The sequence below is a fragment of the Flavobacterium zhairuonense genome, from assembly GCF_004352915.1.
In the GTDB taxonomy this organism is placed as follows: domain Bacteria; phylum Bacteroidota; class Bacteroidia; order Flavobacteriales; family Flavobacteriaceae; genus Flavobacterium; species Flavobacterium zhairuonense.
In genome coordinates, this window is sequence record NZ_SJSY01000076.1 from 211,254 (window position 1) to 236,221 (window position 24,968).

General features: G+C 32.9%; 23 protein-coding genes. 11 read left to right on the forward strand and 12 right to left on the reverse strand.

Features of this window, described 5'->3' with window-relative positions; all coding sequences use genetic code 11:
- Nucleotides 1-27 precede the first annotated feature (27 nt).
- Nucleotides 28-1,257, reverse strand: a complete 1,230-nt coding sequence (locus EYY60_RS20010) for an HD domain-containing protein (RefSeq protein WP_132991052.1) — start codon at nt 1,255-1,257, stop codon at nt 28-30.
- A gap of 212 nt (nt 1,258-1,469) precedes the next feature.
- Here EYY60_RS20010 and porX point away from each other — a divergent pair, with 212 nt between their 5' ends.
- The 5 genes from porX (at nt 1,470) to EYY60_RS20035 (ending at nt 5,734) form a co-directional block, all read left to right on the forward strand.
- Nucleotides 1,470-3,023: a T9SS response regulator signal transducer PorX gene (porX, locus tag EYY60_RS20015; protein WP_132991053.1), complete on the forward strand. Its 1,554-nt coding sequence runs from the start codon at nt 1,470-1,472 to the stop codon at nt 3,021-3,023.
- 80 nt (nt 3,024-3,103) lie between these two features.
- Nucleotides 3,104-3,511 (forward strand): tRNA (adenosine(37)-N6)-threonylcarbamoyltransferase complex ATPase subunit type 1 TsaE, encoded by a 408-nt coding sequence (gene tsaE, locus EYY60_RS20020; protein ID WP_132991054.1) that lies wholly within the window; start codon nt 3,104-3,106, stop codon nt 3,509-3,511.
- Between the two features lie 41 nt (nt 3,512-3,552).
- Nucleotides 3,553-4,026, forward strand: a complete 474-nt coding sequence (locus tag EYY60_RS20025) for a GNAT family N-acetyltransferase (RefSeq protein WP_132991055.1) — start codon at nt 3,553-3,555, stop codon at nt 4,024-4,026.
- Nucleotides 4,027-4,111: 85 nt separating this feature from the next.
- On the forward strand, nt 4,112-5,311 hold the full coding sequence (locus EYY60_RS20030) for an alanine dehydrogenase (RefSeq protein WP_132991056.1): 1,200 nt from the start codon (nt 4,112-4,114) through the stop codon (nt 5,309-5,311).
- Nucleotides 5,312-5,347: 36 nt separating this feature from the next.
- A complete protein-coding gene (locus EYY60_RS20035; protein WP_026729776.1) occupies nt 5,348-5,734 on the forward strand; it encodes a DUF4258 domain-containing protein in 387 nt (128 codons plus the stop codon).
- 13 nt (nt 5,735-5,747) lie between these two features.
- On the opposite strand, the gene EYY60_RS20040 is transcribed toward EYY60_RS20035, so the two are convergent.
- Nucleotides 5,748-6,419: a uracil-DNA glycosylase gene (locus EYY60_RS20040; RefSeq protein ID WP_132991057.1), complete on the reverse strand. Its 672-nt coding sequence runs from the start codon at nt 6,417-6,419 to the stop codon at nt 5,748-5,750.
- Between the two features lie 110 nt (nt 6,420-6,529).
- On the opposite strand from EYY60_RS20040, the gene EYY60_RS20045 reads away from it, so the two are divergent.
- Nucleotides 6,530-8,695 (forward strand): endonuclease MutS2, encoded by a 2,166-nt coding sequence (locus EYY60_RS20045; protein ID WP_132991437.1) that lies wholly within the window; start codon nt 6,530-6,532, stop codon nt 8,693-8,695.
- Nucleotides 8,696-8,965: 270 nt separating this feature from the next.
- Complete coding sequence (locus EYY60_RS20050) at nt 8,966-9,379, forward strand: thiol-disulfide oxidoreductase DCC family protein (protein ID WP_132991058.1); 414 nt, start codon at nt 8,966-8,968, stop codon at nt 9,377-9,379.
- A 233-nt stretch (nt 9,380-9,612) separates the two neighbouring features.
- On the opposite strand, the gene ettA is transcribed toward EYY60_RS20050, so the two are convergent.
- The 3 genes from ettA to holA all read right to left on the reverse strand — a co-directional run bounded on the left by ettA (nt 9,613) and on the right by holA (nt 12,603).
- A complete protein-coding gene (gene ettA / locus EYY60_RS20055) occupies nt 9,613-11,304 on the reverse strand; it encodes an energy-dependent translational throttle protein EttA (RefSeq protein WP_132991059.1) in 1,692 nt (563 codons plus the stop codon).
- Nucleotides 11,305-11,350: 46 nt separating this feature from the next.
- Nucleotides 11,351-11,533, reverse strand: coding sequence for a CAL67264 family membrane protein (locus EYY60_RS20060; protein ID WP_035108693.1), 183 nt, complete (start codon nt 11,531-11,533; stop codon nt 11,351-11,353).
- Nucleotides 11,534-11,598: 65 nt separating this feature from the next.
- Nucleotides 11,599-12,603 carry a DNA polymerase III subunit delta gene (gene holA / locus EYY60_RS20065; RefSeq protein ID WP_132991060.1) on the reverse strand — a complete coding sequence of 335 codons (1,005 nt, stop codon included), beginning with the start codon at nt 12,601-12,603 and terminating at the stop codon, nt 11,599-11,601.
- Between the two features lie 94 nt (nt 12,604-12,697).
- On the opposite strand from holA, the gene EYY60_RS20070 reads away from it, so the two are divergent.
- Genes EYY60_RS20070 through EYY60_RS20080 form a run of 3 tightly spaced genes read left to right on the forward strand, consistent with a single transcriptional unit; the run spans nt 12,698 to nt 15,058 of the window.
- A complete protein-coding gene (locus tag EYY60_RS20070) occupies nt 12,698-13,150 on the forward strand; it encodes a type I restriction enzyme HsdR N-terminal domain-containing protein (RefSeq protein ID WP_132991061.1) in 453 nt (150 codons plus the stop codon).
- Nucleotides 13,151-13,170: 20 nt separating this feature from the next.
- Nucleotides 13,171-14,190 (forward strand): glycosyltransferase family 2 protein, encoded by a 1,020-nt coding sequence (locus EYY60_RS20075; RefSeq protein WP_132991062.1) that lies wholly within the window; start codon nt 13,171-13,173, stop codon nt 14,188-14,190.
- Between the two features lie 34 nt (nt 14,191-14,224).
- Entirely contained in the window at nt 14,225-15,058 is an 834-nt protein-coding gene (locus tag EYY60_RS20080) for an OmpA/MotB family protein (RefSeq protein ID WP_026729768.1), read from the forward strand.
- Between the two features lie 224 nt (nt 15,059-15,282).
- On the opposite strand, the gene EYY60_RS20085 is transcribed toward EYY60_RS20080, so the two are convergent.
- From EYY60_RS20085 to EYY60_RS20100, 4 genes are all read right to left on the reverse strand, one after another.
- Nucleotides 15,283-16,317, reverse strand: a complete 1,035-nt coding sequence (locus EYY60_RS20085; protein WP_132991063.1) for a carboxypeptidase-like regulatory domain-containing protein — start codon at nt 16,315-16,317, stop codon at nt 15,283-15,285.
- Nucleotides 16,318-16,395: 78 nt separating this feature from the next.
- Nucleotides 16,396-17,016, reverse strand: a complete 621-nt coding sequence (locus EYY60_RS20090; RefSeq protein ID WP_132991064.1) for an L-threonylcarbamoyladenylate synthase — start codon at nt 17,014-17,016, stop codon at nt 16,396-16,398.
- A gap of 125 nt (nt 17,017-17,141) precedes the next feature.
- The gene (locus tag EYY60_RS20095; RefSeq protein WP_132991065.1) at nt 17,142-19,478 is read right to left on the reverse strand and encodes an ATP-dependent helicase; all 2,337 of its coding nucleotides are present in this window, start codon (nt 19,476-19,478) and stop codon (nt 17,142-17,144) included.
- 503 nt (nt 19,479-19,981) lie between these two features.
- Nucleotides 19,982-20,749 carry a sulfite exporter TauE/SafE family protein gene (locus tag EYY60_RS20100; protein WP_132991066.1) on the reverse strand — a complete coding sequence of 256 codons (768 nt, stop codon included), beginning with the start codon at nt 20,747-20,749 and terminating at the stop codon, nt 19,982-19,984.
- Between the two features lie 127 nt (nt 20,750-20,876).
- Here EYY60_RS20100 and EYY60_RS20105 point away from each other — a divergent pair, with 127 nt between their 5' ends.
- Nucleotides 20,877-21,398: a DUF7935 family protein gene (locus EYY60_RS20105; RefSeq protein WP_132991067.1), complete on the forward strand. Its 522-nt coding sequence runs from the start codon at nt 20,877-20,879 to the stop codon at nt 21,396-21,398.
- Between the two features lie 9 nt (nt 21,399-21,407).
- On the opposite strand, the gene EYY60_RS20110 is transcribed toward EYY60_RS20105, so the two are convergent.
- The 3 genes from EYY60_RS20110 to EYY60_RS20120 all read right to left on the reverse strand — a co-directional run bounded on the left by EYY60_RS20110 (nt 21,408) and on the right by EYY60_RS20120 (nt 24,930).
- The gene (locus tag EYY60_RS20110; RefSeq protein WP_132991068.1) at nt 21,408-21,842 is read right to left on the reverse strand and encodes a hypothetical protein; all 435 of its coding nucleotides are present in this window, start codon (nt 21,840-21,842) and stop codon (nt 21,408-21,410) included.
- Between the two features lie 7 nt (nt 21,843-21,849).
- The gene (locus tag EYY60_RS20115) at nt 21,850-22,758 is read right to left on the reverse strand and encodes a patatin-like phospholipase family protein (protein WP_132991069.1); all 909 of its coding nucleotides are present in this window, start codon (nt 22,756-22,758) and stop codon (nt 21,850-21,852) included.
- A 111-nt stretch (nt 22,759-22,869) separates the two neighbouring features.
- The gene (locus tag EYY60_RS20120) at nt 22,870-24,930 is read right to left on the reverse strand and encodes a M1 family metallopeptidase (RefSeq protein WP_132991070.1); all 2,061 of its coding nucleotides are present in this window, start codon (nt 24,928-24,930) and stop codon (nt 22,870-22,872) included.
- Nucleotides 24,931-24,968 lie beyond the last annotated feature (38 nt).

Genomic DNA, 24,968 nt, shown 5'->3' on the forward strand with positions numbered 1-24,968 from the left:
ATAAAAAATAGATTTTAAATGTTAATTTTAGATAAGTTGTTTTGGAAAACAGATGTAATATTTTGTGACCAATTTAGATAACGATTTCAAATTCAGCTGGTCAGATGCTTCAACAACATCCTCAATTGTCTTATCTTTTTTCAAAATTCGTATCGGTTCCGCTGCTTTGCTGTAGGCTTGGTTTTTAATTTTTCCTCTAAAAATAAAATAACCGGCTTCTAACAATGAAATACGATGATCTTGAGCAAACTCTTCTTTCATTGCTTGAGATTCTTCCATTGAAATCTTCTCTGCGCTCATTTTAATTTTAAGCAAATCTCTATTGATAATCATTTTGCTCAAAGTAGAAAGTATAAAGTCATCTTGTCTTTGCCATGCTTTCAAAGCACTTATAATATCAAAATCGTCTAATTGAGAAAACAAATCCAATTTTTCGGCATCAAAATCTTCAAGCGTAATTTTGTTTTGCATAAAAAACAAAAGGGGCTCACTGCAAGGAAGAGCAATTCCTTTTAATGTAAGCTCTTTTGCTCTTTTTAATACTTTCATTAAAATCAATTCGGCAACCAAACTTGTTTTATGCAAATAGGCTTGCCAATACATCAATCGTCTTGAAAGCAGAAATTTCTCAACCGAATATATTCCCTTCTCTTCTATAACTAAAATGTCATTCTCAACATTCATCATCTGAATCAATCGTTCAGAATTGACATTTCCTTCTGCAACTCCAGTATAAAAACTATCACGTTTTAAATAATCCATTCGATCCATATCTAATTGGCTCGAAATCAACTGCAACATGAATTTTCTGTGATATTCTCCTTTAAAAACCTGAATAGCCAAACTTAATCTTCCGTCAAATTCTTCATTCAACTGATTCATAAACAATAAAGAAATCGCTTCGTGGTGCACATCTTCAACAATACTCTTTTCCATGGCATGAGAAAACGGTCCGTGTCCAATATCGTGAAGCAAAATTGCTATCAGCAACGCATTTTCTTCTTCTTCAGAAATTGCAACATCTTTAAAACGAAGCGTATCAATTGCTTTTTTCATCAAATGCATGCATCCCAAAGCGTGATGAAAGCGTGTATGATTGGCGCCAGGATAAACCAAATACGACAAACCCATTTGTGAAATACGGCGCAAACGCTGAAAATATGGATGCTGGATTAAATCGTAAATAAGCTCGTTCGGGATTGTAATAAACCCGTAAATGGGATCATTGAATATTTTTAACTTATTGATATGAGTCACTATTTGGTTATTTTTTTAGGTGAACAAATATAAGTAATTAACTATAGTTTTTCATTTAAAAGTTGACATTAAATTCAACTGATTTTGAGACAAATACTCTAATATCACAAAGTTTTTATCTAAAAAATAGCTTTCATTTATCTTAAATTTATACTATTTTTAATACTTTTTAAGTTCTATACTTCTAAATTGCATGAAAAATAAATTTATTTATGGATAAGATAAAAATACTTTGGGTCGATGATGAAATCGATCTTTTAAAGCCACATATATTATTTCTGGAGAAAAAAAATTATTCGGTAACAACCTGCAACAACGGTCTTGATGCAGTCGCTTTATTCGAAGAAGATAATTTTGACATTGTTTTTTTGGATGAAAACATGCCAGGAATGAGCGGTTTGGAAACACTTTCTGAAATGAAAGAGAAAAAATCGGCAATTCCTATGATTATGATCACCAAAAGCGAGGAAGAATATATTATGGAAGAAGCAATTGGGTCTAAAATTGCCGATTACTTGATAAAACCTGTGAATCCGAATCAAATCCTGTTAAGTTTGAAGAAAAATCTAGAGGATTCAAGGTTGATTACTGAAAAAACCACACTCGATTATCAGAAAGAATTCCGAAAAATTTCAATGGAATTGGCAATGGTTAATTCTTATGAAGACTGGGTTGAATTGTATAAAAAATTACTTTTTTGGGAACTAAAACTGGAAGACATCAACGACACGGCGATGATCGAAATTCTGGAATCTCAAAAAGTAGAGGCAAATTCGCAATTCGGAAAATATATTGAACGAAATTATGAAGATTGGTTTGCTCCAAAAGCAGACAAACCTATTCAATCCAATACTTTATTCAAAGAATTGGTGGTTCCTGAAATCAAAAAGAAAGACAAACCTATACTTTTTGTGGTCATCGATAATCTTCGTTACGATCAGTGGAAATCTTTTGAAAGTGTTGTCTCAAATTATTACAAACTAGAAAAAGAAGTTCCATATTTCTCTATTCTTCCAACCGCTACTCAATATGCCAGAAATGCAATTTTCTCTGGTTTAATGCCTCTAGAAATGGAAAAACAATTCCCTGAATATTGGAAAAATGATGTAGAAGATGGCGGGAAAAATCTTTATGAAGCCGAATTCCTTTCAGCACAATTAAAACGTTTAGGCTTAAATATTAAGGAAGATTATTTCAAAATCACGAATTACGCTGGCGGAAAAAAACTGGCAGAAAACTTTAAAGCCTTAAAAGGAAATGATTTAGTAACTGTGGTTTACAATTTCGTTGACATGCTTTCGCACGCTAAAACTGAAATGGAAGTCGTTAAAGAATTAGCTTCAGATGATAAGGCCTATCGTTCATTGACTTTGAGCTGGTTTAAAAACTCGCCTTTGTTAGAAATTATTCAACAGGCTCAGCTATTAGGTTTCAAACTGATTTTAACAACAGATCACGGAACAATAAATGTAAAAAATCCATCGAAAGTTGTTGGAGATAAAAATACAAGTCTAAATTTGCGTTACAAAACTGGGCGTAGTTTGACATACGAACAAAAAGATGTTTATGTGGTAAAAGAGCCAAAAACAATTGGCTTGCCTGCCATAAACATGAGCAGTTCGTTTATTTTCGCTAAAAATGATTTCTTTTTGGCCTATGTAAACAACTACAATCATTATGTGAGTTATTACAAAAACACCTATCAACATGGCGGAATTTCATTGGAAGAAATGATTATTCCGTTCTTGGTATTTAATCCTAAATAAAAAGTTTTCAGTCCCAGTTTTCAGTCGCAGTTAAGAACTGAAAACTGTGACTGCGACTGAGACTAAACAAAACAGTAAAAATGAGCATCGTTTTTTCATTAGATCAAATTCAAGAAGTTGCAGAGCAGATTATTGCTTCAAATCCTAAAAAAATCATTCTTTTCAATGGAGAAATGGGTGTAGGAAAAACAACCTTGATTAAACAATTATGCAAAACTTTAGGAGTTGAAGATGCCACAAGCAGCCCAACTTTTTCTTTAGTAAACGAATATCAAACTTCTAACAATCAAACAGTTTACCATTTTGACTTTTACAGATTAAACAAAGAAACTGAAGCGCTTGACATGGGCGTTGACGATTATTTATATTCTGGAAACTGGTGCTTCATAGAATGGTCTGAAAAAATCGCCAATTTGCTTCCTGAAGAATATTCGACAATCAATATTGAATTATTGATAGATGGAAAACGACAACTTGAATTAGCATAAAACTTTGAGAAGTTTTGCATTCTCTAAGAAATAAAACAACAATGAATACCTCAAAACAAGTAGAAATAATCCCCTTTTCTGCAGATTTAAAAGAACATATTAAAATCTTGAATATTGCTTGGCTAGAAAAATACTTCAGAGTTGAAGCCAAAGACAAAATCACGCTTTCTAATCCGCAAGAAGAAATTATTGATAAAGGCGGCATGATTTTCTATGCGCAATACAATAACGAAATTATCGGAACGGCTTCATTATTAAAAATTAACGATTCTACTTTCGAATTAAGCAAAATGGCCGTTTCTGATAAAGCTCAAGGACTCGGAATTGGCAACAAACTTCTTGAACATTGCATAAAAATTGCTAAAGAAAAAGATATAAAAACACTCTTTTTGTATTCAAATACTATTTTGCATCCAGCAATTCATTTGTACAAAAAATTTGGTTTCGTCGAAATCCCTTTAGAGTCGGGCATTTACGAAAGAGCCGACATAAAAATGGAGAAAAAAATTTCTTAACATTGCCATTGTAGTATTAGCAGAATTTTTGCATTAATTTTAAATCTTTTTGCGTAATTTGTACCTTTAATTTTTTGCACAACCCATGTCAATCACGTTAACTCCATTTACAAAACAACAATTAATCCCACAAGAAGAAAAACTTGAGATTGGTCGTTTTAAAAGAGAACTTTTCATAGGAATTCCGAAAGAAACTAGCTATCAGGAACGTCGTATATGTCTAACTCCTGATGCTGTAAACTCACTTACTTATGAAGGACACAGAGTAATGATTGAATCTGGTGCAGGCGAAAGTTCGAGCTATACTGATAAAGAATATGCTGATGCCGGCGCCGAAATTACAAAAGATACCAAAAGAGTTTTTGGCTGTCCGTTTTTATTAAAAGTAGAACCGCCTACTTTAGCTGAAATTGAAATGATTAATCCTGAAACGGTGATTATTTCAGCTATTCAGCTTAAAACCAAAAAGAAAGCGTACTTCGAAGCTTTGGCACAAAAGAAAATCACAGCATTAGCTTTTGAATATATTAAAGATGAAGATGGATCATATCCAGCAGTAAAATCCTTAAGCGAAATTGCTGGAACTGCCTCAATTCTTATTGCCGCCGAATTAATGATTACTGACGAATTTGGAAAAGGACTTTTGTTTGGGAATATAACTGGGGTTCCTCCTACCGAAGTTGTGATTCTTGGAGCTGGAACTGTTGGTGAATTTGCCGCTAAAACGGCAATTGGACTTGGCGCAAACGTAAAAGTTTTTGATAATTCAATTACAAAATTGCGACGTTTGCAAAACAATTTAAACCAAAGAATTTTCACTTCAACAATCCAGCAAAAAGGTTTATTGAAAGCTTTACGCCGTTGTGATGTAGCGATTGGAGCGATGCGAGGAAAAGAACGTTGCCCGATTGTAGTAACCGAAACTATGGTCGAGCACATGAAAAAAGGTGCCGTAATTGTAGATGTCAGTATTGATACAGGTGGCTGTTTCGAAAGCTCTGAAGTAACGACACATGAAAAACCGACCTTTATTAAAAACAATGTTTTACACTATTGCGTACCAAATATCCCTTCTCGATATTCCAAAACTGCCTCATTATCAATAAGTAACATTTTAACTCCTTATCTTCATCAGATAGCCGAAGATGGTGGTTTAGAAAGTGCTATTCGATGCAATAAAGGCCTTAAAAACGGAATTTATTTGTACCACGGAATCCTTACAAACAAAGCCATTGGTGATTGGTTTGATTTGCCAGACAACGATATTAATTTACTTGTTTTTTAAAGGAACTTTAGTGTACCTTTGCAAAAATTTTATTTCATGAAGTTCGTACACCGTTTTGCATATTATCTTATTGGCCTTGTATTAGGATGTTTTATCGTATCAGGATTTTTTATTGGAAAAGATACGCGTTGCAATTATTTCCCAAATGCCAGAGTTTTAAATAATCTGAGAACAAAACCTTTTCAATATTCAGACAAAGCTGTTCAAACCTTAAACGAAAAATGGGTCGACACTGCAGATGTAAAAAACACGTTGACTTACGGAGATGTTGATTTTGACCAAAGTAATATCCCATATAAAAAAGGAAAGCTTTATATCATTGAAGGAAAAACAGTAAAAAATCAGGAAATCATTCTAAAAGTGGTTAATTATGAAAATAAAGCTGTTTTAGAAGACATTATCAAAAAAGAAACTGAAAAATAGTTTCCCTCAAATATTAAAACCACTCTATTTCTTTAATTTTCTTTGATTTTAGAAAAGCATTCGTTTGGCTGAAATGTTTGTTTCCAAACCACTTTCCTTGATTAGCACTCATTGGTGAAGGATGTCCAGATTCTAAAACATAATGTTTTGAACGATCAATCTTTAGCCCTTTTTTCTGAGCAAAACTGCCCCATAAAAGAAAAACAACATTTTCTTTCTGGTCAGAAATTGTCTGGATAACGGCATCAGTAAAAACATTCCACTTTAGATGTTTATGGCTATTTGGGCTATCTTTTCGCACGGTCAAAGAGGCATTTAAAAGCAATACACCTTGCTGTGCCCATTTTTCAAGATTTCCTGAAGTTGGCATAAAAATCGAATCAAAATCGGTATTTATTTCTCTGAAAATATTGCGAAGCGAGGGCGGGATTTTGATATTATCATTTACAGAAAAGCTCAAACCATTGGCTTCTCCTTCTCCATGATAAGGATCTTGGCCAATAATTACAATTTTCAAGTCTGAAAAACTACAATTATTAAAGGCGGAGAAAATCAATTCGGCTGGCGGATAGCAGGTGTGTGTTTTGTACTCTATATCTAACGCGTCCATCAAATCCCTAAAATAAGGTTTCTGAATTTCGTCTTCCAAAACAGTTTGCCAATCTTGAGATAAATTAATTTTCATTTTTAAAATTTTATTACAAATTACGCAAAGTTTTCTTCAAAGTGCCAACAAATAATGCATTTTAGTTTCAAAACTTTGTAACTTTGAAATCTTACAACTTACGATATATAATGGTATCTATTACAGAAAAAACATTACAAGATTTACAATTTCCAACCGTACTTGAAACCATTTCAGATGGTTGCAATACTGATATTGGAAAAGAAAAGGCTTTACAAATAAAACCATTTAGAGACAAAGAAGAGCTAATGCAGTCGCTGATGCAGACATCAGAATATGTTTCTTCTTTTCAAAATAACAACGCCATTCCGAATCATGGATTTGACGCTATTACGCATGAAATTAAATTTTTAGCAATTGAAGACAGCTTTCTTGAAGTAGGAAGTTTTAGAAAAATTGCCAATCTTTCTGCAACCACAAATGTATTGTTGCATTTCTTGAAAAAATTCAATGATTATTATCCAAACTTAAATGCCAGAGCTTCTCGTGTTGAGTTGACCAAAGACATCATTACCGCAATTGATACAATTGTTGATAAATATGGAGAAATCAAAGACAATGCATCACCTGCCTTAGCTGGAATTCGCCAAAATATGAATTTGGTTCGAGGAAAAGTAAACCAAAGTTTTGGTGTTGCCTTAACTCAATACAATGGTCTAGGATATTTGGATGATATTAAGGAAAGTTTTGTGCAAAACCGCAGGGTTTTAGCGGTTTTAGCTATGTATCGCCGAAAAGTAAAAGGATCAATTTTAGGAAGTTCGAAAACTGGAAGCATTGCATATATCGAACCTGAAGCTACTTTGAAATATTCTAGAGAATTAGCTAATTTAGAATATGAAGAGAAAGAAGAAATTACAAGAATTCTAAAGAATTTATCGAATGTAATTCGCCCGTATCTCCCTTTATTAATTGAATATCAAGACTTTTTGAGCGACATTGATGTGGTTGCTGGAAAAGCTAAATATGCAAACCGAATCAACGGAATTTTGCCAACAATTACTGAAGAAAGAAGATTGTTTTTTAGAGAAGCCTATCACCCAATTTTGTATTTAAACAACAAACAGAAAAAGGAAGTTACGCATCCACAAACAATTGAGCTAAAACAAGAAAACCGAATTATCGTAATTTCTGGACCAAACGCTGGAGGAAAAACTATTTCCTTAAAAACAGTTGGTTTGTTGCAATTAATGTTGCAATCAGGAATTTTAATTCCGGTTCACGAAAGAAGTGAAACTTTCTTGTTTGACAGAATCCTAACCGACATCGGAGACAATCAATCAATTGAAAATCACTTAAGTACATACAGCTACCGATTAAAAAACATGAATTATTTCTTGAAGAAATGCAATAGAAAAACCATGTTTTTAATTGACGAATTTGGTACAGGTTCTGATCCAGAACTTGGTGGAGCTTTGGCTGAAATTTTCTTGGAAGAATTTTACCATCGTGAAGCTTTCGGAATTATCACGACGCATTATTCCAATTTAAAAATTCTTGCCAACGAATTGCCATACGCAACAAATGCCAATATGATGTTCGACGAAAAATCTCTCGAACCAATGTATAAATTGGCTTTGGGACAGGCAGGAAGTTCGTTTACTTTTGAGGTTGCTCAAAAAAATGGAATTCCGTTTGGACTGATCAATCGTGCGAAAAAGAAAATCGAAGTTGGAAAAGTTCGTTTTGACAAAACCATCGCAACACTTCAAAAAGAGCGATCAAAACTGGAAAAAACTTCTTTGAATTTAAAAGAAGAAGAAACCAGAGCGCGCGAGGAAAGCAAAAAGATGGAAAACATCAATACTAAAATCCAACAAAAATTAGAAAGCTATCAGGAATTGTACGACAGCAATCAGAAGATTATATATATAGGACAAAAAATTGATGATATTGCCGAGAAGTATTTCAACAACAAAAACAAAAAAGAACTAATTGGCGAATTTTTGAAAATTGTTGAGATAGAAAATTCAAAACGTAAAAAAGCAACACCAAAAGAAGTCAAAGCAAAAGTTGAAAAACAAAAAGAAATTATTGCTGAAGTTCAGGTAAAAGTTGAAGAAATTCGAAAAGAGAAAAAAGAGAAAAAACTTAAACCTGTTGTAGAAAAACCAAAACCAATTTTAAAAGTTGGCGACCGAGTAAGAATGCTTGACGGAAGATCTGTTGGAAGTATTGATTCAATCGAAAAAAATAAAGCAACAGTTAATTATGGAATTTTTACTTCGAAAGTAAGTTTGGATGAATTGGAATTGGTTGAAGCTGTTAAAAAATAGGTTTTCAGTCGCAGTCACAGTTTTTAGTCTTAAAAATTGACATAAAAAACAGTTAAACTAAAATAAAGCGATTTAATAGACGTTTTTATTTTTAAAGCAAAATAAGATTGTCTTTTTCTAAAATTCGATTAAAATCAATTTATGAAGGCCATTTTTAATTTGTTATTTTGATAAAAATCAAAAAATCAATAGATAAAATTAATTCTTTAAATCTATAGAGCTTTGTCAAAGTTTGAAACTTTGACAAAGTTTTTACTTTAAAACTATAAAATGGAAAGCCTTCCAAATAATAAAAAAATAGTTCTTTTTGACGGAGTTTGCAATCTCTGCAGTTCTGCGGTACAATTTATTATCAAACACGATAAAAAAGATATTTTCAGATTTGTCGCATTGCAATCTGATTTAGGAATTTCCATTTGCAAACATTTAGGAATCAGTTTTTCTAAAATGGACAGCATAATTATGTATAATCCTGGAACAGCTTATTTTTATAAATCTTCTGCTGTGATCGAAATAGCCAAAAATTTTGGTGGTGTTTGGAAATTGACGCCAATTTTTAGAATTGTTCCTATTTTCATCAGCGATAGAATTTATGATTATGTTGCAAAAAACAGATACAACTGGTACGGCAAGAAAGAAAGCTGTATGATTCCTACTCCAGAATTGAAATCCAAGTTTTTGTAAAATTCCAAATTTTTAAATTCCAAACTCCAATTTAGCGCAATCTTGTCATTTCGACGAAGGAGAAATCACATACGAAATTCCATAAAACAATTCTTCAATCTTTGTCGAGTTTCTAGTGTGATTTCTCCTTCGTCGAAATGACAAACTTAAGGCAAAGAATTATAAAAATAGAAAAATCCCAAATTCACAATAATTGGAATTTGGGATTTTTTAAAATTGGAAATTAATTAAAGTTATCTAATTAACTTTCTGTATTTAATACGTTTTGGAGTTAAATCATTTCCAAGACGTTTCTTTTTATTTTCTTCATACTCCGTAAAACTTCCTTCAAAGAAATAAACTTCAGAATCTCCTTCAAAAGCTAGAATGTGTGTACAAATTCTATCTAAGAACCATCTGTCGTGAGAAATAATTACAGCGCAACCAGCGAAATTCTCCAAACCTTCTTCAAGTGCACGAAGTGTATTTACGTCAAGGTCGTTCGTAGGCTCATCCAGTAAAAGAACGTTTCCTTCTTCCTTCAAAGTCATTGCCAAGTGCAAACGGTTACGTTCTCCACCAGAAAGCATTGACACTTTTTTGTTTTGCTCACCGCCACCAAAGTTGAAACGTGATAAATAAGCTCTTGAGTTTACTTGCTTACCGCCCATCATAATTAGTTCCTGACCATCAGCGAAGTTTTCCCAGATTGATTTATTTGGATCAATATTAGCATGAGACTGATCTACGTAAGCAATTTTTACAGTATCTCCAACTGAAAATTCTCCGCTGTCTGTAGCTTGTTCACCCATAATCATTTTGAAAATAGTCGATTTACCAGCACCGTTAGGTCCGATAATTCCAACAATTCCCGCTTGTGGCAACGTAAAGTTCAAATTATCATATAATAATTTATCACCAAAAGCTTTCGCTACATTTTTAGCTTCAATAACATTTGTTCCTAAACGAGGACCATTCGGGATATAGATCTCTAACTTTTCATCAAGTTGTTTTTGATCTTCATTTAATAATTTGTCATAGTTCTGTAAACGCGCTTTTTGTTTCGTCTGACGACCTTTTGCACCTTGACGAACCCACTCCAACTCACGTTCTAAAGTTTTTCTACGTTTAGAAGCTACTTTTTCTTCTTGTGCCAAACGGTTTGATTTTTGATCCAACCAAGAAGAATAGTTTCCTTTCCACGGAATACCTTCTCCTCTATCCAACTCTAAAATCCATCCTGCCACATTATCCAAGAAATAACGGTCGTGCGTTACCGCAATTACAGTTCCTGAATATTGCGCCAAATGCTGCTCTAACCAAAGTACAGACTCAGCATCAAGGTGGTTGGTAGGCTCATCTAATAACAATACATCTGGCTGTTGCAGCAACAAACGACATAAAGCTACACGACGACGCTCTCCACCTGAAAGGTTTTTAATAGGCGTATCACCTTCTGGAGTACGCAATGCATCCATTGCGATTTCTAATTTTGTATCGATTTCCCAAGCACCAAGAGCATCAATTTTGTCTTGCAACGCCGCTTGACGGTCCATCAATTTATCCATTTTGTCTTGATCTTCGTAATATTCTGGAAGACCAAATAAATCATTGATTTGATTGTACTCTTCTAAAACTGCCATAGTTTCTGCTGCTCCTTCACGAACAATTTCAATAACTGTTTTAGAATCATCAAGAATTGGCTCTTGCTCTAAATAACCTACAGTATAACCCGGCTGAAAAACCACATCACCTTGGTAGTTTTTATCAACTCCAGCAATAATTTTTAAAAGTGAAGATTTTCCAGAACCGTTAAGTCCCAAAATACCAATCTTAGCTCCATAAAAGAAACTCAAATAAATATTTTTAAGTACTGGTTTGTCTGCTCCTTGATAGGTTTTGCTCAATTTCTGCATTGAGAAAATTACTTTCTTATCGTCTGACATTTGTTTTTATTTTTTATTTAAATTATTTATTATGATCAAAAACAGATTAAACTCTTCCTTTCAAAGCATTGAATACCCAGGCATTAGCAAAGAAACCAACTCCAACTGCACCAAATCCCCAGCCTGAAACATCACTGTATCTAAAAACGCCTAGACCAATTAGTAACAATCCCATAAGCACCATTATCAAAGTAGCCCATCCTAAAATGGTATTTTTATTCATTCCCATAATTGTGTAATTATTTTTTAATCTGATTATTTTTTAGAAAGGCAAATATCGTGAATTATTACGGCTTAATTAAATATTTTATAAAGCATTTCTTTTAATAAATCAGATTGCGGAAGTGCATTTGCTCCTACTCCTTTGCTTTTTACGTCAATATCGCGTAAAGCACCAACTATCTGACTTACTTTTCGCATTGGATAATTTTTAACTGCCAAATCATATTCTTTCAAGAAAAATGGATTTACACCAAGAACAGAAGCAACATTTTTAGGGTTTTTATCTTTCAAACCGTGGTATTTTAAAAGCTGCACAAAAAATCCGAAAACCAATCCTGTGGTCATAACTAGAGGATATTCTTTTGGATTGTGGGCAAAATTTTCAGCTATTTTATACGCTTTTAATTGATTTCGTTCTCCAATGGCTTTTCGAAGCTCAAAAACATTATAATCTTTACTGAACCCAATGTTTTCTTCAATATGTTCTGCTGTAATCATGGTGCCTTGTGGCAAAATAATCTGAAGTTTTTCAAGTTCGTTATTGATTTTGCTCAAATCGGTCCCTAGAAATTCTACTAGCATTGCATTTGCTTTGGGGTCAATTGTATATTTTTTTCCAGCCAAAATACGTTTTATCCAATCACCAACTTGGCTTTCGTAAAGCTTCTTGCTTTCATAAACCAATCCATTCTGAGCTAATACTTTGGTTACCTTTTTACGTTTGTCTAATGTTTTGTATTTGTAGCAAAAAACCAAAACCGTAGTTTCCATTGGATTATTGGCATAGGCTTCTAATTTATCAATATTTCTAGACAAATCTTGCGCTTCTTTTACAATAACAACCTGACGATCAGCCATCATAGGATAGCGCTTGGCCGTTGAAACAATATCTTCAATAGAAACATCCCTTCCATATAAAACAGTTTGGTTAAAACCTTTCTCTTCTTCAGCGAGTACATTCTCCTCAATATATTCAGTTAACTTATCTATATAGTAAGGCTCTTCGCCCATGAAAAAATAAATTGGTTTTATATTTCCGGCTTTAATATCGTTAACAATTTTTATTACTTCGTCCATTAAAAATTTTGTTTCAAGTTCAAAGTTTCAAGTTATCGTTCCAAAACTTGAAACTTTGAACTTGAAACCTGAAACTATTTTATATTTTTGCTTTATGCAGCAATTAAATTTCCCAGCTTACACTTTCCGATTCAAAAATAGCGAAAATAAAGTGTCTATTTTTGATGAAATCAGAAAAAAATTTATCATTCTTACGCCAGAAGAATGGGTTCGTCAACACGTTGTTCATTTTTTAATTCACGAAAAAAAATACCCCAAATCACTAATAAATGTTGAGAAAGTTCTAAAAGTCAATGGATTAAGAAAAAGATATGATGTTGTTGTTTTTAATCCAAACGGTTCCATACATATATTAGTAGAATGCAAAGCGCCCGAAGTAAAAATTTCTCAAGCAACTTTTGATCAAATTGCTCGTTACAATATGACAATGCAGGCACGGTTTTTGAATGTCACAAACGGACTAAACCATTTTTATTGTCAAATGGATTTTGAAAACGAAAAATATAAGTTTTTGAGAAGCCTTCCTGATTATAAAGAAAACCATTAAAATAAATAATTTAAGAACTTTTGGATAAAATAGCAGTTGTCATTTTAAATTGGAACGGAGTAAAATTGCTTGAGCAGTTTTTACCATCTGTTATTCAGTTTTCAGAAGGAGCAACAATTTATGTTGCCGACAATGATTCTACAGATAATTCAGTTGAATTTGTTCAACAAAATTTCCCTACAGTAAAAATTGTAAAAAATACTGGTAATTATGGTTTTGCAAAAGGCTACAATGATGCCTTGAAACATATTGATGCAGAAATTTATGCTTTAGTAAATTCAGATATTGAAGTAACTGAAAATTGGTTGAAACCCATATTGGAAACTTTTGAATCTGAAAAACAAACCGCAATTATTCAGCCTAAAATTCTTGACTTTAAAAACAAAGAATATTTTGAATATGCCGGAGGAGCAGGTGGATTTATTGACAAATACGGTTTTCCGTTTTGTCGCGGACGTATTTTTGACACTGTAGAAAAAGATAATGGCCAATACAATGATAATTGTGAATTATTTTGGGCTTCTGGTGCATGTTTTTTTATCCGAAAACATGTCTTTGATGAATTAGGCGGTTTTGATGAAAGCTTTTTTGCGCATCAGGAAGAAATTGATTTATGCTGGCGCGCCGCAAATGAAGGGCATATCATCAAATATAATTCGACGTCAGTTGTTTATCATGTTGGAGGCGCGACTTTACAGCAAGGAAATCCAAGGAAAACATTTTTGAATTTTAGAAATTCATTATTGATGCTTGTTAAAAATTTGCCCAAGAAAGGATTGTTTTTCACTATTTTCTTCCGAATGGTTTTAGATGGAATTGCAGGTATCCGTTTTCTTACACAAGGAAAATTCAGTCATACTTTTGCCATTTTAAAGGCACATTTCTCTTTTTATTGCCTATCTTTAAAGTATTTAAAAAAGAGAAAAGATTTTCAAATACAGCAATACTATACCGTAAAAAGTATCGTTTACCTATATTACGTAAAGAAATTGCTGGTTTTTAAAGAAATCTTTAACAGTAAACAAAATATTAAAAACTAAATTTGTAATCAACGTTTAATTAAATATAATACCTATGAGAAAAATAGTTATCGCACTATCAGTATTAATGGCCTTAACTTCGTGTGTATCGAAAAAGCAATACGCTGCACTTGAAGCTAAGAACAAAGAGACACAAGACTTATTAAACTCTTGTACTGTGAAATTAAATTCTTGTCTAGAAGAAAAAGCTGGATTAGCTGCTACAGTTGAAGGTTTGAAATCACATAATCAAGATTTAATCAATAGCTCTAAAGATTTGACTGTTTTAACTACTAAAGGAGCAGAAAACCTTGAAAAATCTCTAGAAAGCTTAAAAGAGAAAGATTTGAAAATCTCAAGACTTCAAGATGCTCTTACGAAAAAAGACAGTGTAACTTTAGCATTAGTTACAAGTTTAAAAGGAGCTGTTGGAATCAACGATCCAGATATCGAAATCAATGTTGAAAAAGGAGTTGTATTTATTTCTATCGCTGATAAATTATTATTCAAAAGTGGAAGTTATGACGTAAGCGACAAAGCAAAATCTGTTTTAGCTAAAGTTGCTAAAGTTGTAAACGACAAACCTGATTTTGAGTGCATGGTTGAAGGTCACACTGATGACGTTCCATACAAAAGCAACGGAATTATCCTTGACAACTGGGATTTAAGTGTTAAACGTTCTACTTCTATTGTTCGTGTATTAACAAATGATCTTGGAGTTAACCCTGCAAAATTAATTGCTGCTGGTAGAAGCTCTTATGTGCCATTAGTTGCTAATGATAGCGCTGAAAACAAAGCTCGTAACAGAAGAACTCGTATCGTGGTTATGCCAAAAATCGATCAGTTCTATGATATGATCGAAAAAGAAATGAAAAAACAAGCTAAATAATTCTTGTTCTACATATCATAAAAACAGAAAAAGCAGGTCTTACGACCTGCTTTTATGTATCCTTAATTTTTTTAATAACCAATTAAATATAAATTAAGAATAGCATTATTTTTAATCAACTAACTAAATTTTAACTATATTAAAGTTAGTGATTATTTTTTTAACATTTACACAATTTCAGTTTTTTTTTACAAATATACCATGTTGTAATTTTCATCATTACATTATTCCATCCCATAATTTAATGGCAACATATCGCCAACTCTTTTTTCCGAAATTTTCCCCGAAAAAAGTATGTCTTGAATATTTGAATTATTTCCATATTTATAAATATAAAAACTTTTTGTTTCAAAAGTGATCCTCGACGCTTCTTTTTTATCAAAGATAAGATTATATGTTACAACATACTTTGAGTTTAGATTTGTATTTTGGCCATTATCTTGAGGAATCAATTCTACTTTTGCGAAATCGTCTTCCTTAGTTATTTTGAAGCATTTAGTTGGATCCTGATTATATTTACCTTTAAACAATAAAAACTTCTTAGCTTCCCAATCTGTATTTGCTAAATTTCTGAAAAACTGAATTTGCGATCCCTGAAACGTTTTTTCTCGTCTTTTTAAAACTTTGGCGCTATTATCAATTTCTTCAAATCGGCTCACGCCACCGTAAAAATTCTTATACGCATCTAATGAATTAATACTAAATCTATTAAAAGAAACTTCAAAAATCACCAACTCAAAATCAATTTTGTATCCTAAGGCTGAATTTATAATTACCAAAGGTTTGTCTGAAGAGGCCGTAAAAAGTAAATTCTTTTTATCATAATTAAATTTAATATCATCTTCATTTTTAATAATAGCTGATTTCGCATTACTAGTTGTTCCTAAAAAATATTCTCTAAACAACTTTAATTTCTGAGCTCGTGTAAACTCATTATTATTATTAACAATAACTTCTTTAAGCTCATTTTCCGAAATCTTCATTGTTATGTTTAACGGCTTCGAAGCATCTAAACCCGAAAGATACTCGGTTTGATATCCTAATAAGCTAATCACTAAAATATTATTAGCATTAGGTTCATACTTGATCGAAAATTTTCCATCAGCATCTGAAACTGTTGAAATTGTTGTACCATCATAGTAAATATTCACTCCTTCTAACGGAATATTATCTTTACCTGTAATTTTACCATTAAGATTATGTTGTGAAAATATAGTGACCGCAGATAACAAAAACAAAAGAGTAAGTAATTTTTTCATTAAAGACAAAAGGTTTGATTAATTAGTAGCTAATTAACCAAACCTTTTTGTATTATCCTAGATATTCTGTTTCTTTTCTTACAAAATATCAATATCTCCTTTACCTTCTCTCACGATAACTGGTTCATATTCTGAAAGATCAATTATTGTTGAACCAACGTTGTCGCCATAACCGCCATCAATTACCAAATCGACAAGATTCTGCCATTTTTCAAAAATCAATTCAGGATCTGTAGTATATTCAATTACATCATCTTCATCACGAATCGAAGTTGAAACCACCGGATTTCCTAATTGCCGAACAATCTCTAAAATAATATTATTATCAGGAACACGAATACCAACAGTCGTTTTCTTTTTAAACTCTTTTGGCAAATTGTTATTTCCTGGCAAAATAAACGTGTACGGACCAGGCAAAGCTCTTTTCAGAATTTTGAAAGTCGATGTATCAATCTGACGTACATAATCTGATAAATTGCTCAAATCGTGACAAATAAACGAGAAATTTGCTTTCTCTAATTTAACGCCTTTAATTTTTGCAATTTTTTCTAAAGCCCTCGAATTGGTAATATCACAACCTAAACCGTAAACAGTATCTGTAGGATAAATTACCAATCCCCCATTCTGAAGCACTTTCACCACTTTTGCAATTGCAGCTTCACTAGGTTTATCTGGATATATTTTTATGAATTCAGCCATTTTGTTTTTGTTTTAAGTTTAATTTGTTTGCTTCGCCTGTTCAGCATTCTGCCTCGAGTCAGGTTTCAAGTTTCAAGTTTCAAGTTACTCGATAGCAACTTGAAACCTGAAACTTAAAACATTTTTTATCCTACGACATCTAATTTAGCAAATCTTAATAACAATTTCTTGATTCCGCCTACTTCAAATTTTATTTCGGCTTTTTTATCAGCGCCAACACCTTCCAGATTAATCACTTCGCCTTTTCCAAAACGTTCGTGCATTACCACATTTCCAACCGTTAACTTACTATCAAATAAGTTTGGAGCACCGGCATTTGGATTCGTTCCGCCAACTGGCTTAAGCTTTCTAATATTCAAATCCGGTTTCGGATTATTATCTGTAATATGTTTTGGTGGCGTTCCTCCAACTGGCTTAGATAATCGTAGTTTTGATTTATCAACATCTCCAAAAATATCACCGTCAATTGGTGATTTATAACGATAATTAGTTTCAGACGGAGTCAAATATTCTAAATACTGACCATCAATTTCCTCAATAAAACGCGACGGTTCACTATCTGTCAGTTTCCCCCAACGATAGCGCGACTGTGCATAAGTCAAATACGCCTGATGTTCAGCACGAGTTAAAGCTACGTAAAATAATCGTCGTTCTTCTTCCAATTCACTTCTCGTACTCATACTCATAGCAGACGGAAACAAATCTTCCTCCATTCCTACAACGAAAACATGTGGGAATTCAAGTCCTTTTGCCAAGTGAATTGTCATTAGAGCCACACGATCTTCATCGTTGGTATCTTTATCTAAATCTGTTGCTAAAGCTACATCTTCCATAAATTCAGAAAGCGCACCTCTAGCTCCGTCAATTTCTCTTTGTCCTTCAGTAAAATCTTTGATACCGTTTAAAAGTTCTTCTATATTCTGAATTTTTGCCATTCCTTCCGGCGTAGCATCTTTTTTCAATTCCTGAACCAAACCGGTTTTCTTTGCAACGTGATCCGTAATGTAAAAAGCATCCTGATTTTGATCAATAACCTGAAAACTCTGAATCATTGTTACAAAATCTTTCAATTTGTTTTTTGTCCCAGCATTCAGTTTTAAATCGATTTTATCGATATTCACCATTACTTCCCAAATCGAACGTTTGTAATGATTTGCCGCAATAGTCAATTTTTCAACAGTAGTATCTCCAATTCCACGAGCCGGATAATTGATCACACGAATCAAAGCTTCCTCATCTTTTGGATTCAAAACCAAACGCAAATAGCATAAAACGTCTTTGATCTCTTTACGTTGGTAAAAAGATAAACCGCCATAAATTCGATACGGAATATCACGTTTTCTCAATGCATCTTCCATTGCACGCGATTGCGCATTCGTTCTATATAAAATCGCGAAAGCGCCATTATGCAATTGATTCTGCATTTTCTGCTCAAAAATCGTACTGGCAACAAAACGGCCTTCTTCAGCATCGGTCAAACTTCTATGGACTTTGATTCTTGGCCCAAATTCATTTGCTGTCCAAACTACTTTATCAAGCTTTGTTTTATTGTGATCCATTACAGTATTTGCAGCTTCAACGATATTTCGTGTCGAACGGTAATTCTGCTCCAAACGGAACATTACCACGCCTTCATAATCTTTCTGGAAGTTCAAAATATTATTGATATTCGCTCCACGGAAAGCATAAATACTCTGCGCATCATCACCAACCACACAAATATTCTGAAATTTATCAGATAAAGCTCTAACGATCAAATACTGAGAGTGATTCGTATCTTGGTACTCATCAACCAAAATATAGCGGAAACGGTTTTGGTATTTTGCCAAAACTTCAGGAAAACGAGTCAGTAATTCATTGGTTTTCAATAATAAATCATCAAAATCCATTGCACCAGCTTTAAAACAGCGCTCCACATATTGCTGATAAATCTCACCCAATCTTGGTCTTTTTGCCATGGCATCGGCTTCAACCAATTCTGGATTATTAAAATATGCTTTAACGGTAATTAAACTGTTTTTATAACTAGATATACGTCCTAAAATCTGTTTTGGTTTATAGATATCGCGATCCAACTGCATTTCTTTAATAATTGAAGAAATCAATCTGGCCGAATCCTGAGAATCATAAATAGTAAAATTGGAAGGATAACCCAAATGATCTGATTCTGCTCTAAGAATACGAGCAAAAATCGAGTGAAACGTTCCCATCCAAAGGTTTTTCGCTTCAGATGCTCCCACAATATCCGAAATCCTGTGTTTCATTTCCCTCGCCGCTTTATTAGTAAAAGTCAGCGACAAAATATTGAATGCATCAATTCCCTGATGCATCAAATAAGCAATTCTAATCGTTAAAACTCGAGTTTTTCCCGAACCTGCACCAGCAATAATAATCATTGGCCCGTCTTTCTTTAAAACAGGCGCTCTCTGCGCTTCGTTGAGCTGGTCAATATATTTCTGCATGTAATTTATCTCCTTTATATGCAAAAATAAGAATTAAAACTCTAAATAACTACTAAGATTCCAAGGTTCTAAGATGCTAAGTTTTTTCTTTTTTTTAAGCCGAACATTAGGCATTTTTTCAGGCATGGTTTCCCGCTTTCGGCTATATCTCTCCGCTCCGCTGCGAGGATACCGCCTCAATCGGGGCTAAATTCAAACAGTTTTTTTTTAGATACTAAGATGCTAAGTTTTTAACTAAAAGAAGAGAAACTTAACAACTTAGAATCTTAGTTATAAAACACATTATATAATGTTCTATAAAAAAAATGTGCCGTTAGGCACATTATATTGGTAGCAAAAAATAGATTTGAATTTGATCGGCGTGCCGTAGGTACGCAATAACAATAATATTGCGTACCTACGGCACGCTAAATATATATTTAATATATAATTTCTACCGATATCGAGTGCCTAACGGCAGATTTAAATTTCTTCAAATCTCTATATAAGCAAATAATGCAGAACTACTTATAGAAAACATCATAAGCAAAACGAATCAGCGTTCCTACAACAACCATCAGAAAGAAAATCCTAATAAATCCATTCCCTTTATTGATAGCCAGTTTTGCCCCTAGCCACCCTCCAAGTCCGTTGCTGATTGCCATCGGGATTGCGATTGCCCAAATAATTTTTCCTTTAATCATAAACAAACATATCGAACCAAAGTTTGTAGCAAGATTGACCATTTTCGCATTCGCGGAAGCGTGAAGAAAATCAAAACCCAACAGTGCAATAATAGCCACCACAAAAAAACTTCCCGTACCAGGGCCAATAAATCCATCATAAAAACCAACAATCATACTGATTACAACGGCATAAACAATCTGAGTGATTTCTGAATGATCTTTCGCAACATGTTGTCCAAAATTTTTCTTTGCATACGTATAAACAAACAACAACGACAAAACCACCAATAAAAGCGGTTTCATAAAATCATTACTCACCAATGTCAAAATTGTAGAACCTAAAAATGCCGATGGAACAGCCAAGCACATCATAATAATCAGCAATTTCCATTGAATTACTACTTTTTTCAAATATTGAAAAGCAGCAAATGAAGTCCCTGAAAATGCCGGGATTTTTAACGTCCCTATAACTGTAGAAACTGGAAGATTTGGCAATAAAATCAATCCCATTGGGGTTTGGATTAATCCGCCACCACCAACAATAGCATCAATAAAACCTGCTGCAAAAGCAGCCAAACAAAGCAAAATAATTATATATAAATCCATTAAAAGTATGTTTCGGTAGATTTTGAAAAACTAGTTGCAAAAGTAAGGCTTTCCGTTTTGTTTATTACCAAAAATTTAAAATGGATTTCTCATCAAAAAGTATATTTTTGCTAAAAAATTTACCCAAATGGACTTTAATAGAATTATAGAATTAGCCAGTTATACTTTACCTGCAATTGTAACCGGATTTGTAGCTTACAGTTTTTTTGAACTGCATATCAAAAACAATGATAAAAAACGCGCTTTTTTATTGAATAGAGACTACCAGAAGCAATCATTGCCAATACGTTTGCAAGCATATGAGCGTATGACGTTATTTTTGGAACGCATCAATTTGACGAAATTATTAATTAGAGTTGCGCCAATCTCTAACGACAAACACGATTATGAAAATTTCCTTATTGACCAAATCGAAAATGAATTCGAGCACAATTTGACGCAACAAATCTATATGTCTGAAGAATGCTGGACAATAATCACAACGGCAAAAAACGCAACAATACAAATGATTCGTAAAGCTGCAATGAGCGACCGTGTGGAAAATGCAGATAAATTACGTGAAGTTATTTTGAATGATTTGTTAGAAAAACAATCGCCAAGCAACGCCGCTTTGAGCTTTATTAAAAATGAAGTTGCAGATCTTTGGTAAAATTAAATTTTAAACTGATTTTAAAATTTTCTGAACCCAATCTTCATCATTTTCGGAAATAATAATAGTTTTGAAACCATTTTTTTTTCCTTCAATTTCTACTCCAATTGAATCATCTATGTGAAGGTCAATATTAAACATCGGAGGAAACTTCGAACAATAAATATTTCTTTTAGCTATTTTCTTCTGGTGTTTTTGCTGATTTACAATACAATCAACAGAAACACCATAAGAATAAAACATTAATCTAATTTTAAACTCGCTTCTATAAGAAGTAGTATATATGTAGATTTTATGTTTTCTCTTCTTTAATTCTTTAAATAAATATACCGTTCCTCTTCTAATTTGTTCAATTTCAAAAAACTTTCGGAACAAATTATTCTTTTCTAGATCAAATTTGTTTTTTGCTATTAAAGTATCATCTAAATCAAAAGATATAATCATATCAATCTCAAATCAATATCTTATTATCACTCATAACTTCTGATTTATTCTGAGCATATTCAAAACCTTGCTTCCACCATTCTTTCATTATTTCTTTATTGAAAATAAGAGCGTTGTCCGTAAGTTTTGTTGGTGTGTAGTATAAATTAAGTTTTACATCTTTATTATTTGCCATAAGTTTTCCTATAGCAATATCGTGTTTTTCAACCTGATCCAGAGCAATTCGGAACAAATCGATCATTAACGAAAATGGATTTTTGCCAATTACTGTTTTAGTTGTATTTACCTCAGTTTCTAAAATAATAACATCAATTTCAGTGGCACCGCGATTGATTGCTTCACGAATTGGAACTAAACTGGAGAATCCGCCGTCACCATACTCGCAATTGTTTTTTTCAACCAAACTCATAAACGGCACATAATTACTTGAAATCCAAGACCATTCAATAAATTCCTCATAAGTACAATCTTTAACCGATTTATATTCTGATTCGTTTTTGGTGAAATTTGTTACTGTAACAATAACATCAGTTTTAAGTTTTTTAAGCTTATTAAAATCTGAAAGCGAGAAATTATTCTGAATGTATTTCTTCAATCCTTTGCTTTCTCCAAAAGTTCGTTTTCCTTTAAAAAATTGACGCAAAACATTAAAGTGATTAATTGTCACAATATCAACTCCGTCTTTATTTTTAACTACAAAAGGACAGATATTAAAAATACTTGCCATTGTAACATTAGTATAAACAGAATGTATTTTTTTGATGTGACCAAGAGCCAAATGCGGAATTAATAAACTTCCTGTGGAAGTCCCTATAAACAAATCGTATTCGTGGTTTTTTTCTTCAATTAAATATTGTGCAACTCCGCCGGCAAATGCGCCTTTACTTCCGCCGCCAGAAATAACTAATGCTTTCATATGTGGTATTGTAGGTTTTGTTTTTTTAGATAATAGAGCAAAGAAGCAAGGGCAAAGATTATCTATAAACAGACAAATCTTTCATCTTTCGTCTTGATTCTTTCATTTTTTCTATTCTTTCAGCAAACGATTTAATTGAAATTGCTCATCGGGGGTCAAATTAGGCAAAATTCTGTTAAACGAAGCACGCATTTCTGAATTTTTTAATAACATTCTGATTGTATCTCTTCCAAATTTTGAAAACTGCCACATATGATGTGTTGTCGACGAAACTAAGTTACTCAAAACCTGATCGTTGATAATTTTAAACGCTATCAGTTTTTCAAGCGCATTTTGTCTGGTTGTCGCTTCGTATTTAGTAGAAGAAAAATTAATTAATTCTGTAACAAGTTCATCTGGATTTTCAGTGTAATTTGGCGTAGATAATGCCAGCGAAAGCCACATTGTACGAAGATTATAATCGTTAAAACCAATCCAATCTTTTGATTTGTCTAAATATGCTGTTCGATGTTCCGGAAAATTTCGCCACAACCAATATAATGCTACTTCTTGGGTTTGATAGGATTTATCATCTAGCAAAGTTTCATATTCAGTTCTGAAATCTTCTGGGATTTTGGTTAAACTTTCAGCAACAGTTTGACGAATCTGAACATCATTGTTTTTCATTGCTAACAACAATAATTCTTTCTTTGCTTCATATTTCTCATTTTCCAATTGATCAATAATAGCTTCTTTTATCGAGTGATAAACATCTGAATTCAAAGTCTTAGCAAAAAAATCTTTCTTTTCTGCCAAAGGCGTTTTTTTCAATTTATCAACCTCTAACCGAATCTGAATTGCTTTGTTTTTGCTCAATAGCGCATTTGCAGTTGACGTATCAAAAACCGTCGATTCCAGCCATGTTTTTTGAAATTTTTCCAAATCAAAATTAGATACTTTTCTGATTTCGCTAAAAAAATCTTCTGTGTTTACCGTTTGATACGCGTATTTTTTAAGATAACTTTTTATTGCTTTTTTAAATGCCTTATCGCCAATTGATTCGTGCAAAACAAAAAGTGCCCAAGCTCCTTTTTCATAAAAAGTAAGCGAACTAGCTTTTGGATTCAAAACTGGAATCGAATCGGTTCTTGAAGCAAATTTTATTTGTTGAGCAGTGTCATAAAGTTTCGAATAAAAATAATCGTCACCAAAAATATCGCGTTCAGCTAAAGCTGCATAATAAGTAGCAAAGCCTTCCTGAAGCCAATGATGTTTGCTGCTTTCCGCTGTAATCAAATTCCCAAACCAATGATGTGCTAGTTCATGCGCATCGACATTTGTATAATTGCGATCTCCAAAACCAACTGAATCAACAACATATCTAGTCGCAAAAAGTGTTGAAGTTGTGTTTTCCATTCCGGCATATAAAAAATCTCGTACGGGAATTTCTCTATAAATTCCCCAAGGATATTTTACGCCGATTTCTTTCTCCAAAAAATCAAAAATACGTTTTGAATAGCGGTAAGTAGATTCAAAGCGCGACGCATCTTTATTTTCTAAATAATATTCGAGCGGAATATTAGATTTAGATTCCGATTTCTTTTTGTCGTATTTCCCAATAGCAAGCATTAAAACATAAGAACTCATTGGTTTTTCCATTTCATATTGCCAATAAAATGAATTTCCTTTTTGAGTTTTTTCTTTTAAAATTCCGTTTGAGACAACTTGATAAGCCGTATCATAAGTTATTCCTAAGTTAAAAACTACTTTTTCATTTACATCATCAAAACTCGGAAACCAATTACTGGTGTATCTTCCCTGCCCTTGTGTCCAGATTTGAACGTCTTTATTTTCAATATCAACAAAATACAAAGCTTGTTTTGGCTTTGCCGTATATTCAAAGGTCAAGTGATTTTCGCCTTTTTGGAAATTAGAAACGATTGCCAATTGCTTACCGGAATTAACAAAAACCGCATTGTGATTATTGATTTTTACATTAGAAAATTCCATGTTTTTTGCATCAACCTTTATGGTGTCTATGGGTTTTAAAACCGTAAAATCATAATCAACAAAACCCGAAATTGATTTTTCTTTGGCATTCAATTTTAATTGTCCCGAAGCCGATTTAAAATCGACATATTGAGTTTGTTGGGCAAATGCTAAGGAAGTTATGAAGAGAAAAATGTATTTCATTAAAATTTTGAATTTATTCCAAATTCCCAAAGTTACAA